The sequence below is a fragment of the Gimesia sp. genome, from assembly GCF_040219335.1.
Lineage (GTDB): Bacteria > Planctomycetota > Planctomycetia > Planctomycetales > Planctomycetaceae > Gimesia.
The window spans coordinates 585107-598667 of the sequence record NZ_JAVJSQ010000004.1 but is presented as its reverse complement, the minus strand read 5'-3'; the positions used below and the strand labels follow the sequence as shown (position 1 = coordinate 598667).

The 13561-nt window shown below is 51.9% G+C and carries 11 protein-coding genes; 1 reads left to right on the top strand and 10 read right to left on the bottom strand.

Annotation, left to right across the window (positions count from 1 at the left end; translation table 11 throughout):
• Positions 1–47 precede the first annotated feature (47 nt).
• The 10 genes from cimA to pheA form a co-directional block, all read right to left on the bottom strand.
• A complete protein-coding gene (gene cimA / locus RID21_RS03520; protein ID WP_145440658.1) occupies positions 48–1622 on the bottom strand; it encodes a citramalate synthase in 1575 nt (524 codons plus the stop codon).
• A gap of 444 nt (positions 1623–2066) precedes the next feature.
• Positions 2067–4376, bottom strand: coding sequence for a DNA translocase FtsK (locus tag RID21_RS03515; protein ID WP_350187195.1), 2310 nt, complete (start codon positions 4374–4376; stop codon positions 2067–2069).
• Positions 4377–4826: 450 nt separating this feature from the next.
• On the bottom strand, positions 4827–5453 hold the full coding sequence (locus RID21_RS03510) for a phosphopantothenoylcysteine decarboxylase domain-containing protein (protein WP_350187194.1): 627 nt from the start codon (positions 5451–5453) through the stop codon (positions 4827–4829).
• 49 nt (positions 5454–5502) lie between these two features.
• Positions 5503–6042, bottom strand: coding sequence for a bifunctional phosphopantothenoylcysteine decarboxylase/phosphopantothenate--cysteine ligase CoaBC (gene coaBC / locus RID21_RS03505; protein WP_350187193.1), 540 nt, complete (start codon positions 6040–6042; stop codon positions 5503–5505).
• A gap of 37 nt (positions 6043–6079) precedes the next feature.
• A complete protein-coding gene (locus RID21_RS03500) occupies positions 6080–6358 on the bottom strand; it encodes a DNA-directed RNA polymerase subunit omega (RefSeq protein WP_350187192.1) in 279 nt (92 codons plus the stop codon).
• Positions 6342–6956, bottom strand: coding sequence for a guanylate kinase (gmk, locus tag RID21_RS03495; RefSeq protein ID WP_350187191.1), 615 nt, complete (start codon positions 6954–6956; stop codon positions 6342–6344). Before gmk ends, RID21_RS03500 begins: the two co-directional genes overlap by 17 nt.
• Before the next feature lie 67 nt (positions 6957–7023).
• Complete coding sequence (locus RID21_RS03490) at positions 7024–7908, bottom strand: YicC/YloC family endoribonuclease (protein ID WP_350187190.1); 885 nt, start codon at positions 7906–7908, stop codon at positions 7024–7026.
• A 67-nt stretch (positions 7909–7975) separates the two neighbouring features.
• Complete coding sequence (gene secG, locus RID21_RS03485) at positions 7976–8569, bottom strand: preprotein translocase subunit SecG (RefSeq protein ID WP_350187189.1); 594 nt, start codon at positions 8567–8569, stop codon at positions 7976–7978.
• Between the two features lie 154 nt (positions 8570–8723).
• Positions 8724–9497, bottom strand: a complete 774-nt coding sequence (gene tpiA, locus RID21_RS03480; protein WP_350187188.1) for a triose-phosphate isomerase — start codon at positions 9495–9497, stop codon at positions 8724–8726.
• A gap of 284 nt (positions 9498–9781) precedes the next feature.
• Positions 9782–10945 (bottom strand): prephenate dehydratase, encoded by a 1164-nt coding sequence (gene pheA, locus RID21_RS03475; protein WP_145039316.1) that lies wholly within the window; start codon positions 10943–10945, stop codon positions 9782–9784.
• A 688-nt stretch (positions 10946–11633) separates the two neighbouring features.
• On the opposite strand from pheA, the gene dnaK reads away from it, so the two are divergent.
• Entirely contained in the window at positions 11634–13544 is a 1911-nt protein-coding gene (gene dnaK, locus RID21_RS03470; protein WP_350187187.1) for a molecular chaperone DnaK, read from the top strand.
• Positions 13545–13561 lie beyond the last annotated feature (17 nt).

Genomic DNA, 13561 nt, shown 5'->3' with positions numbered 1-13561 from the left:
CAAAAAACGGCTTGACTGGCATTGGTGACGGTCGAGGATTCCGCGTTCTAATCCAAAAAAGTTCCTTCGTCTTTGTAGAGCTTGTATTCGAAACTGTCTGCCAGCGCCAGCCAGCTCGCCTCGATCACGTTCTCACTGACGCCGATACTGCTCCAGACATGCTGATCGTCTCGACTCTCGATGACCACACGCACACTGGCGGCAGTTCCTTCAGCAGAGTTGATGACGCGGACCTTGTAGTCGACCAGGTGCATTTTCTCCAGGGCAGGGTAGAAGGGGCAGAGGGCCTTTCGCAGCGCGGTATCCAGTGCGTTCACGGGGCCATCACCTTCGCCGACCACATGCTCCTGCTGATCGTTGACAGTCAGCTTGATGGTCGCTTCGGTCAGCGGCTCGTGGGAATTGTCTGATTCGACGTTTACGCGGTAGTGGACCTTTTCAAAGTGTGGTTTAAAAGTACCGGCGACCTTCTTGACCAGCAGGTCAAACGAGGCTTCCGCTGCTTCAAACTGATATCCTTCGTTTTCCAGGTCCTGGACTTTTTCCAGGATCCGGGTGAGCAGTTCCGGATCATTGTCGAGTTGGAACTTGGTGGTCTTGGCCACGATATTGGAACGCCCTGAAAGCTCACTGACGAGGACCTTCCGCTCATTCCCGACAACCTCTGGCTCGATATGCTCATAGCTGCGGGCGAGCCGATTTACGGCGTGCACGTGCATGCCACCTTTGTGGGCAAAAGCACTGCTGCCGACAAAAGGCTGGCTCGAGCGAAAGTTCATATTGGCCAGCTCGTAGACATAGCGGGACAGCTCGGTCAGATTGTGCAGGTTATTGTCCAGCAGAACCGAGTAACCCTCTTTCTTGGTTACCAGATTGGCGATCACGCTGATCAGATCCGCATTGCCACAACGTTCGCCCAGGCCGTTGATTGTTCCCTGAACCTGCACAACGCCGTGTTCGATGGCGGCCAGTGAATTGGCAACAGCCAGATCGCAGTCGTTGTGACAGTGGATGCCCAGCGGCACATCGATTTCTGAGCGGACCAGGTCGACATATTTGGTAATGACTTCAGGCAGACTGCCACCATTTGTGTCACAGGGGATGATCACATCTGCGCCGGCATCTGCAGCTGCCTTGATTGTTTTCAAGGCGTATTCGGGATTGGCACGAAAACCATCGAAGAAATGCTCTGCGTCATACATGACTTCCCGTCCGCAGGATTTGATGAATCCCACAGAGTCGGAGATCATCGCCAGGTTCTCTTCGAGAGAGACCCGGAGCACTTCGGTAACGTGCAGGTCCCAGGTTTTACCCACGATGGTAACCACGGGGGCCTGGGAGTCGCGCAGGGCCTGCATGCCGACATCGTCTTTGGCTTCAATGTCCTTGCGGCGGGTCATCCCGAATGCCGTCACCTTGGCATGCTTGAGGTCCATTTCCGCAACCCGCTGGAAATATTCGGTATCCTTGGGGTTGGAGAGGGGGTAGCCACCTTCGATGTAGTCGAAGCCCATTTCGTCGAGCTTTGCGGTAATCTGCAGCTTATCCTCCAATGAGAAGTTCACGCCTTCTCCTTGGCTGCCATCCCGCAAAGTGGTATCGTACATCTGAATTCGGGCCATCGTAGGGGCTTTCTTTCTGTTGAAATGAAATAACGTCGCTGGACTCACTCGGGGAGGCTCTTGGTTGCGAGGAGCGGTCACCGTACCGGAAAAAAGTTGGAACTACTGTCCTGTTACTCTCTTCTGGCGATTGTATGACAGTCCTTGATGCGTCCTCGTGAATCCAATAAAAAAACCTCAGGTTGTGACCTGAGGTTATGAAAATCTGTTAAATTGGTAATGATCCTCAAGTCATAGGGAGTCTGTAATCTCACAAATAATAATAATGCTGCTAATGCAGACGCTTTTGGAGACAGACAACATGGACAAAGGGACCTTCCAATTGGGTAAACAGTTCTGAATTTACAGTTTCTCTGCGAAGATCATAAGCAGCGGGAGAGCAGGAGTCAAACGAAATCCTGGTTTCGGTCCTGTTTTCAGATCGGCAGCAGGAGAGGGCAGGGCTTAGACGAATTCCTCTTCGTATTCTTCTTCGCCGTAACCATCGTCGAAATCACTGGATTTCATGGCTTCCCACTCATCGATTGTATACAGGACTTCACGTGCCTGGGAGCCGTTATACTCACCTACGATTCCGTCTTCTGCCATGTAATCGATCAGGCGGGCCCCTCGACCATAGCCGACTCCGAGAGCCCGCTGCAGGAGAGAAACCGAACCACGACCTTCGCGGATGACGACTTCGACTGCTTCGTTGTAGAGGCTGTCTTCCTTGCGGTCCGAATCGCCGCCACCGTTCTTCTTGGAGTTGGCAGAGGTGATCTGAGCCAGTTCGGGGCTGTATTCGGGTTCCATATCGCTGAAGAAGTCAATCACACGTTCAATTTCTTCATCGCTGACGTAGGCTCCCTGAGCACGGGTCAGTTTACTGGTTCCCGGAGCCAGATAGAGCATGTCCCCGTTTCCGAGCAGGGCATCGGCACCATTTTCATCCAGAACCACGCGGCTGTCGCCACGGCTTGCTACCTGGAATGAAACGCGGGCAGGCAGGTTGGATTTGATCAGACCGGTAATGACGTCGACCGTTGGTTTCTGTGTGGCGAGGACCAGGTGAATGCCGACCGCACGCGATTTCTGAGCCAGACGGATAATGTGTGCTTCCACATCTTTGCCAGAAGTCATCATCATGTCTGCAATTTCATCTGCGACAATCACGATCGACGGCATTTTTTCGGGCATCTGCTGGGCTTCTTCTGAATCGGGATCGATGTCAGCCAGTTCCAGTACTCTTGCCTTACCGAGCTTGTTGAAGCTTTCGATGTTCCGGGAGCCGCAACGGGCGAGCAGATCATAACGCTCTTCCATTTTGTCGACGGCCCAGGCCAGAACGGCTTCTGCTTTTTTCATATCAGTGATGACCGGATGCATCAGGTGAGGAATCCGTTTATAACCGCTGAGTTCCACCATTTTGGGGTCGATCATCAGCATTTTGACTTCGTTGGGAGTCCGTGTCATCAGCAGTGAGAGAATCAATGTGTTAAGGCAGACACTCTTACCAGTACCGGTTCGTCCTGCAATCAGCAGGTGAGGTAACTTGGCAAGGTCTGCGGTAAGTGGACGACCGCTGACATCTTTACCCATGTAAAGCGGGATCCGGTTTTTGTCTGCATCATCCGCACAGGATTCAATGAGTTCACGCAGACGAACCATGACCTGTTTATCGTTCGGGACTTCCACACCAACGGTGTTTTTACCAGGAATTGAAGGCACAACACGCACGGAAGGTACACGCAGAGCGACAGCCAGATCGTTGGCCAGTGCGGTGACTTTGGCAACACGCAAACCAGGTTTCAGATCCAGTTCGAACAGAGTGAGTACCGGTCCGGTATCGATTTCAGAGACTTGAATGTCGAGTCCGAAGTCAGCGAAGGTGTTTTCCAGAATCTCCGCTGCTTCTTCCGCTTTTTTTGCCAGCAGTTCGAAAGGAAAGTTCTCTGCTTCTTCCAGCAGATCTAACCCGGGAAGTTCATACGAGCTGTTTTTTTTTTGCTCGATCGGTTGAGTCTGACGGGCCAGTCGCAGGCCGGCAGGCGGATTGACTTTGATCGGCTTCCGCTTCTTCAGTTTCTTAGCTTTAGGAGCTGGTGCTGGTTCCTCTTCTTCCTCATACTCTTCTTCGTCTTCTGCGACGATTTCCTCTTCCTCTTCGTATTCTTCCTCTTCTTCTTCAACTGCTTCGGTGTTCTCATCAACTTCAGATGATTCGCGGCTGAAAGCTTTGAAGGGGAATGCCAGGCAGGCAAACAGGATACGTACGGGAAGTGTGTCGGCGGTCAGTAACAGGCCGGCTGCGAACATGGATGCGAGCAGAATTAAAGAACCCGCGAGAGAGAATTTGGCATTCAGCAGCGAATATCCGAGCGCGCCGATATAACCACCACTACCGATGAGAGGCGTGGCGTTATTTGTTCCAATCAGGATCTGGCTGCCGATACAGAGCGAAACGAGAATCAGAGCCAGACCGAACAGTTCGACCATAACTCCTGATGCCTCCTGGCGGGAAAACATTCGCATATCTACGACGACCAGAGCCAGAAAGATTCCCCAGGCACCTAGACCGAAGCCAGAGCGGAGCAGATGGGCGATATGTGCTCCCGTGGCACCACATAGATTTTGTGCAACTTCACGGACAGGGTAGACCAGTTGCGCAGGGGGATCAGCGGGATCGTAACTGAACAGGCTCAGTCCGAGAAAGACTGTTGCCGCCAGTAACCCCAGCGCTATCAGATCTGTTTTGAACCGTTGAACGTCGATCATTCTGATCAACCCGCAATTCTATGTTGAAAACTTCAGTAGGGTATTCCAAAAGGGAATCAACGGCGCGCAAAGTGAGCGCCAGAATTATCAGTCGTTTCTTTTTGTAGTGGGGAGAATTCAGGAGAAGAAAAAATGATTCCCGTCTGCGATTAAACCCAAGAACATCAACAGACGGGAACATTTTCACGACTAATGTCTCAATGAGGGGGTCACTGAGACGTACCAAACACAAATATTGGATTCTGCTATTAGTTGATTTCCTTAACTACTCAAACCTAGCACACGAACCAGGGGCGTGTCGGAAAAAGTCAACAAAGAGTCGATTCTTTTCATCATCCGTGCTGCAGCCTGTTCGGGTTAGTGCAGTCAGCGGATGTGGTGGAGTCACCCTGAACCGGTTGTGACAGTTTTACCGGTTATGAGTTTGAGAAGGGGAGAGGGAGGCGAGCATCAGCCTCGCGCGATGTGTGCCTGAATCCAGGCAATGAGTTCGCGAGCCACGCTCGCTTTGGGGCCGGAATAAGTGGCGACGGTCTCCTGGCTTTGATCAATGACTTCCACATAGTTGTCAGCAGAGCCAATTGCGGTCACACTGTTCAGGACGATTGCGTCACATTTCTTGCTGTAAAGTTTGCGGACCGCATTGAATCGGGCGTCCTGTGATTCCAAGGCAAAGCCCATCACCCAGCGATCTCCTTTTTGGGTTCCCAGTTCAGCGAGAACATCAATGGTTTCCACCAGTTCCAGCGTGATCGCTTCTCCGGTTTTGGCGATTTTTCCGGGTTTGCGGGTTTTGATACGATAGTCGCAGACCGCGGCAGTGCCGATCACGCCATCACAGTCTTTGAAGAGTTGTTCGCATTGGGAGTACATCTCATCGGTTGTCTCGACCTGATACAACTCACAGCCTTCCGGTGCGGGGATGGTGACTGGTCCCGAAACCAGGGCAACTTCATGACCTGCCTCCAGAGCAGCCCGGGCGAGTTCGTATCCCATCTGTCCGCTGCTGGCATTCGAAAGATAGCGGACATCGTCCAGATATTCGCGAGTAGGACCTGCTGTGATGAGAATTCGCATGGAGATGGTTCGTGTTCAGGGAGCTGCAGCCAGGCCTGGCTGACAAAACTCAGCCGAGTAATTCCTCAATCTGTTTTAAGATATCCGCGGGCTCAGCCATGCGTCCTTTGCCGACGATACCACAGCTCAACCAGCCTTCACCCGGTTCAACAATCTGGATTCCATCTTCTCGAATCTGGGCTAAATTCCGTTGCACGGAAGGCTTGGCCCACATATCGGCATTCATCGCGGGGGCCAGCAGAATGGGGGCAGTGCAGGTGAGGGTCAGGGTGGAGAGCAGATCATCGGCGAAGCCATGCGCAATTTGTGCAATCACGTTGGCAGTCGCCGGGGCGATCACAAACAGTTCGGCTCGCCGCGCCAGACCAATGTGCTCGCCCTGGAAATGCTCCTGGGGTGTAAAACTCCCCTGGTAAACAGGGCGTCCTGTAAGGGCTTCAAACGTGGTGGGACCGATAAACTTCTGGGCCGCCTGTGTCATGACAACACTGACTGCGGCCCCTTTCTGGACCAGTTTACTGGTGAGATCTGCCGTTTTGTAAGCGGCGATCCCTCCCGAGACACCAATAAGAATTTCCCGCCCCTGCATGATTAGAATCCTGTCAGGAATCGTTCCGGTCTAAGAATTAGACCAGATCTTCAAGGGTCGGGCCGGCGTCGTCGAACTCGATTTCTTCGAGTGGGCTGCCATCATCGTTGATCGCGACTTCGCCTGACTGGTCGAGGTAGATTTTGTCTTCCATGATTTCCTTAACCACGATTTCCATGTGGTTTTTGGTCTGCATTTCCACAAGGGGACGTGCACCCCGATTGAGGGCCACAATCCGTTTTTGAATCAATGAAGACAGTTTGAAACGACCGCCGACTTTGTTGACGATTTCTTCTTCTTTAAATTCTTCCAGCATTAAGTTCTTGCTCCCGTTGTTTCAGGATGGTGCCGATTTCAGCAATGGCTCGATCCAGTTCGTCATTAATAATGACATGATTATAGTGTTCGGCCAGTTCCAGTTCCTTGCGGATGGTCTCCAGCCGTTTTTCGATGACTTCTTCCGACTCGGTGCCTCGACTCCGGATGCGTTTTTCGTATTCTTCATCGGAGGAGGTTCTGACAAAGAGTGTGATCGTCTGCGGAAACTGCTCTTTGAGCTTCAGTGTGCCCTGAACATCGATTTCCAGAAAAGGCCAGCCCCCTTCCTGTTCGGCGCGAGCTACCTCTGATTTTAACGTTCCGTACCAGTATCCCAACCCATGTACCTGCTCACATTCGAGGAATTCGTCATTTTTCTGACGTTCTTCGAACTCTTCCTGAGTCACGAAGTAGTAGTCTTCACCATCCACTTCCCCTTTGCGGCGGGGGCGGGTGGTGGCGGAGATCGCCTTGATCAGTTTGACCGGAGACTCCTGCATCAACCGGTTCACGATCGTGGTTTTTCCACTGGCAGTAGGGCCGGAAAGGACCACGATCGGTGTATCTGGATGAAGATTGTCAGGGGATGCGGACACGTCTGCTGGCTCCGGGATTCAGGAGATTGGTCTGAAGGTTTCAGGTCTGAAGAATAGTATACCGGTTTTATTCTACGTTCTGGACGTTTTCTCTGATTTTTTCAACGGCCAGTTTCATCTCGATCACAGCGTGTGAAATTTCCACATCATTGGCTTTTGAGCCGATCGTATTGATTTCGCGAAACATTTCCTGAACCAGAAACTCGAGTTTTTTCCCTTGCGAGGTCTCACTGTTCAGAATGGTGTCAAACTGCTCCAGGTGGCAGGTGAGTCGGCTGATCTCTTCGTTGATATCACAGCGGTCGGCAAACAGGCTCACTTCTCGGATCATGCTGTCCGGATCCAGTTCGACTTCCTGATCTTTGAGTAAATCGGTCAATCGCTGATGCAGGCGGTCGCGATAGCTGGTGACGACCTGAGGCGCTTTCTGTTTGACCGTTTCCAGTTGTTCGCCGATCGTCTTGTTGCTGGACTGCAGGTCTGCCTGGGCAGATTCACCTTCTTTCTGACGAAACTCGGTCAGTTCGATAAGAGCCCCCTTGATGGCCTCTTCGATCAGGGGCCAGTCCGATTCGGGAGTGTGTGTACGTGAATCATTATCGATTACGGCGCCAGGCAGAGTGAGCAGTCTGTCGAGACTGTCCGGCAGGGGAAGATGGCATTCCTCTGTCAGCTTTTTGAGCTGCTCCCAGTACTGCTGGACTACCTGATCGTCGAGCAGATAGACGCTTTTACGGTTCAGGTGATCGATTCGCAGCGTCAGATTCACAGTGCCTCGCGTAATGGCACTGCGTAACAGTTTTTCAATCTGGCTGCCCAGCTTGGCATAGAAGTCGGGGTAGCGGGTCGAAATTTTCAGGTATCGATTATTGACAGTTCGTATTTCAGCCTGGACCGACAGGCGGTCATTTTCGGCGGTCGAACTTCCAAAACCAGTCATGCCCAGCAGCACAACACACTCTTTTCTGATATACAGGAATCGAAGAGGTTACAGGAAATAGTCTCAGATCTCTGAAGAACTATTCCGACTTAGGCTCTGTGGCAGGCTTTCCTGTTTCAGCAGGTGTTTCTGGTTTCTTCTCGGGAGCCGGTTTGGTTTCAGCAGGCTTGGCTGAATCCGTTTTGGGTTCTGACTTGGTTGCTTCCTCTGTGGGCTTGGCAGCTTTATCAGCAGCAGGCTTCGGTTCCGCATCTGGTTTGGCGGGTGCTTCCGGAATATTGGTATTGAATTCCGACTTAGCATCTTCCTCAGCGGTAGCGGCTTCTGCGTCTTTTTCGGTCTTGTCGTTATTGACCATTTCCGGATCTTCCGGAGTCACAGCAGCGCCACCTTTGTATTTGCTGTTGGAGCTGGCGCGGGTGACAATCCCTGAAACACCGGAAAGAATTACCCAGATGACTGCCATCACAATGGTGATTTTGGTGAAGACATCGCCGGCTTTGGTACCCAGGGCGCTCTGTCCGCCTGCGCCACCAAAGGCTCCCGCCAGTCCACCGCCGCGACCCTTCTGCAGCAGGATGATGATGATCAGCATGACTCCGAAGAACATCAGCAGTGTCATCAAGAGGGTTGCAGGATCCGTGATGGCATCCAGAAAAGAAGCAAGAATCATTGTTTCATCCTAGGGGTAATAATGTCCTGTGAACGTATTTATACAGACCGGCTGTCGCTCAGACAGATTGGCTGAATCATACAGTAATCGAATACGATCTGTAAATCGTATCTATAGCTTGAGCTGCAGCGATTTCGAATAAAGTGGCCTGTTTTCAGCTGGTGGCCAGTCCTGAGGCAGCCTGAATGATGGGAATGAACAGCTCTGGTTTGAGGCTGGCTCCCCCCACCAGGGCTCCATCGACGTTTTCCTGCGAGAGCAGTTCCTGGGCGTTGTCCGGTTTGACGCTGCCGCCATACAGAATGCGTGTCGCATCTGCGATTTCAGCAGAATACTTGTCCTTCAGCCAGTTACGCAGGTACTGATGTGCTGCTTCTGCCTGGTCGGGAGTGGCGGTCAGGCCGGTTCCAATCGCCCAGACCGGTTCGTAGGCGATTACGATCTGATCGAAAGCTGAAGCATCGACTCCGTCGAGTCCACCGGTCATCTGCGTATCGAGGACTGCTTCTGTCTGATCGGCTTCCCGCTCACTCTGCAGTTCACCAACGCACAGAATCACCTGCAGACCGGAGGCCAGGGCTTTTTTCACCTTGAGGTTAATGTCCGCGTCGGTTTCTTTGAGAATGTGGCGGCGTTCGCTGTGTCCCAGAATCACGGAGCGACAGCCGATGTCTGTCAGCATCTCGGTTGCTGTTTCACCCGTAAAAGCGCCGGGAGCTTCGTGGTAGCAGTTCTGGGCCCCAAAACCGACACCCGAGCCGTTAACAACATCGCCGATCGAAGTCAGGTAAGGGAAGGGGGGGCAGACCAGTACTTCAACCCCTGGATTTTCAGCAGGAACTTCTGCGACCAGTGCCTGAGCCAGCTGAGTACCCGATTCTCTGGTGGTGTTCATTTTCCAGTTACCGGCAACGAGATAACGACGCATGATAGATCCTGTATATTATCTAAAAATAGTGGGTTGAGGCTCGACTCAGAATCGGAACCCGTCAGACGGGTTTTGCGGGTAGATCGGAGCGAGAAATCAGTCGAATGCAAATGAAAGCTGGAATTCGAACAATACCAGCTTCCTCGGTGTGCTGGATAAGGTATTGAGTCCGGGCGACTGATTCAAGGAATCTCGCGCAAAATCCTGAAATGCAGCCTCTTTTGACAGAATAATGCTGGTAAACGGGCGCCGCTGAGGCTCAATCACTCATTCCGGGGTGTGATTTACTCCAGAATGCCACTTCTGGGGTAGGAGCCCATGGTTTCGAGTCGTACGACCTTCTTAGACAAATCATTCAGCGTACGCTTGATATGGGGCTCTTCTACGTGCCCTTCAAAGTCAATAAAGAACAGGTATCCTGGCTCTTCACCACGCAGGGGGAATGATTCGATCCAGGTCAGATTGATTTTGTTTTTCTTGAAGATCTGCAGGGTGTCAGCCAGAGAGCCAGCTTTGTGGGCAATCTGGACCAGAATTGCAGTGCGATCTTTACCCGTTGGTTCGCAGACCTCTTCGCCAATCACTGCGAAACGGGTCACATTGTTGGCGTTATCCTCGATCCCTTCCACGATGATCTGCAGATCGTATTCAACCGATGCCTGGTGGCTGGCGACGGCTGCGGCACCGGGTTTGGTGGCAGCCAACTGGGCTGCGGTCGAGGTGCTGGTCACTTCGTGAAGGTGAGCCTGTGGCATGTTTCGGGAGAGCCATTCACGGCACTGCGAGAGGGCCTGAGGCTTGCTGTAGATTTCCGTGATTTCACTGCGTTCGCAGCGGGCCAGCAGATTGTGATGCACTGCAATCAGGACTTCACCGCAGATCCGCAACGGGAGGCGGGTGAACATATCCAAGGTGTCAACGACGCGGCCGTCGGTGCTGTTTTCAATGGGGACAACGCCGAATTCGGTGTTCCCGCGGTTGACCTCTTCAAATACGGATCCGATGGTGTTGACAGGAACCATGTCGGCCTCTTCACCGAATCGTTCCAGGGCTGCCAGATGTGTATAGCTGTAAGCGGGGCCCAGATAGGCGACGCGTTGTGGGTGTATCTGTCGACGGGCCGAACTGAGGATCTGCCGGAAGACTCCGCGGATGGACGCATTGGTCATGGGACCGGGGGCGTTGAGTTTTTCGATGGTCTCGCGAAGCTCTTCATCCGATTTGGGATCGAACATGGCTTTGCGCGGTTCCGGATCGGACTTGATCTGTTTGACCGTCATTGAGCAGCGTTTGTTTACCAGCTTGATGATTTCGCGATCAATCTTTTTTAACTCAGACTGGATCGATGCGGGGCTGCTTTTGCTGGTCTTGCGAACAACTTTTTTCTGGGGAGCTGACTTCGGTTTAGTCACGGAAGCTCGCTTTTTCACCGCTTTTTTCTTGGCCATCGGAATCTTTCAGGATGTGAGTCTCGTTTCTGTCTCTCAGAAAATGAACCGCAGCCAGATCACAGCCTTCCTGGATGTGTGGTCGATGCTCACTGCCAGTTTCACTATGGAATTTCAATCCCTTAAGAATTTCTTAACTCGGGGTTTCTCCCGAGTGCCTTCCTTGAAAAGACTATCTAAGGATCTGTAAAATAATCAGTTAGATAGATCGAGGCAGGCACACGTGAAGGACGTTTTGTCCCTTGCTTGAGCAGAGGACAGAGTAGTCTTCAATTGTTCTAGTTTGTACCGCCGTATCTGGGGACTGTCAAGCGGTTGGGCCTTGCGTGTGAACTGTTTAGCCCTTATTTCAGCGGTCCGGCATCAGAGACTGCCAAAATGTCATTTTGGCTGTGGCGGGCTTGACTTGGGGGTGGTGTCAATATGGCAGTGTTGCTGCCTGTCTGCTAGAATTTCAGTGAGTGTGAAAGTCTGTAAGATTATTCATATAAATGTCTTACGTTAAACGCTCTCTGTCGGGGATCTGTTGGCACGGTCCTTGCATACAGTGTCAACTGTCCCGTAATTGGGCTGAATTAAATCAAAATGGAAAACAAGCCCTGATCGATGTTTCATTTACGGCCATTATGAGGGGCTTTGAATCAGTCATCGATCTGCAATCTCGATATAGAAAGAGGGGAAACTCAAAATGTCGTCTCAAGGTGAAAAAATCATCGGAATCGATTTGGGAACCACCAACTCAGTGGTTTCAGTAATGGAGGGCGGGGAAGCCAAAGTCATCCCGAACCTCGAAGGGAACCGGATTACTCCCAGTGTTGTTGCTTTCACCGATAAAGGCGAGACACTGGTCGGCGAACCAGCCAAACGTCAGGCTGTGACCAACCCCAAGAATACCGTTTACTCTGTGAAACGGTTTATGGGACGTCGTCACAACGAAGTTCAGAACGAAGAAAAGATCGTGCCTTACACGATCGTTGGTGGTCCGGAAGACTATGTGAAAATTGAAGCGGGCAGCAAGACTCTCACGCCTCCCGAAATTTCCGCATCAATTCTGCGGAAACTGAAGGAAGCTGCTGAAAGCTACCTGGGTCACAAAGTCAACAAGGCTGTCGTGACCGTGCCTGCTTACTTTAACGACGCACAGCGTCAGGCAACCAAAGACGCTGGTCAGATTTCAGGTCTGGAAGTATCGCGTATTATCAACGAGCCAACCGCAGCTGCTCTGGCTTATGGTCTGGAAAAGAAGAATGATGAAAAGATCGTCGTCTTCGACTTCGGCGGTGGTACGTTTGACGTTTCCGTGCTGGAAGTCGGTGACGAAGTGATCGAAACCCTGAGTACCAACGGCGATGGTCATCTGGGGGGGGACGACTTCGACGAAGAACTGATTAACTACATTGCTGATCAGTTTAAGAAAGATCAGGGAATCGACCTCCGCAGCGATCCGATGGCATTACAGCGTCTGCGTGAAGCGGCTGAAAAGGCGAAGAAAGAACTGTCTTCTTCTCAGACGACGGATATCAATCTGCCGTTCATCACAGCCGACAGTAGTGGTGCAAAACACCTGCAGATGGCGATTACCCGTGCGGAATTCGAAAAGCTGATCGATCCACTGGTCGAACGGTGCCGAAATCCAGTCGAACAGGCGTTGAAAGATGCCGGTCTGGATCCGAGTGCCATCGATGAAGTGGTGCTGGTTGGTGGTTCCACACGTGTTCCCAAGGTTCAGGAATTTGTTAAGAAGATTTTCGGTAAAGAGCCTCACAAGGGTGTGAATCCTGATGAAGTGGTTTCAATTGGAGCCGCGATTCAAGGGGGGATCATTGCCGGTGATGTGCAAGACGTTGTTCTGCTGGACGTGACACCGCTGTCACTCGGTATCGAAACCGAAGGGGGCGTCATGACCAAGCTCGTCGAACGTAACACAACGATTCCGGTTACTAAAGATCAGGTCTTCTCGACCGCTGCAGATAACCAGACTGCTGTGACCGTTCGGGTGTTCCAGGGAGAGCGCCAGATGGCCAGCGATAACCGGTTGCTGGGTCAGTTTAATCTGGAAGAACTTCCTCCGGCTCCGCGTGGGGTACCGCAGATCAAAGTGGTCTTCGATATCGATGTTAACGGGATCTTGAACGTATCTGCTAAGGATGTGGCGACCGGAAAAGAGACCTCAGTTCGGATCGAGCAGTCCAGCGGGCTGTCGGAAACCGAAATTGAAGATATGAAAAAGCAGGCGGAAGCACACGCCGATGAAGACAAGAAGAAGAAGGAACTGGCCGAGGCCAAGAACAATGGAACTCGTCTGGTTTACGAAGTCGAGAAGCTGCTCAAAGAGCATGCTGAGAAGATCGATGATTCTTCGAAGTCTGCCATCGAAGCTTCTGTGAAGAAGGTGAATGATGCTGTCGAGAAAGAAGATGTGGCAGCCATCAATTCCGCCTGTGAAGAGTTGCAGCAGGCAACTCACGCCTTTACCGAGCAGATGTATAAAGCCAGCGAAGCTGCTGGTGGCGAAGGGGCTGCCCCTGAAGGTGGTGAGAGCTCCGCTGCGGCAGAAGACGAAGATGTAATCGATGCAGAATTCGAAAAGAAGGACTGATCGAGTCTGAAGTCTTC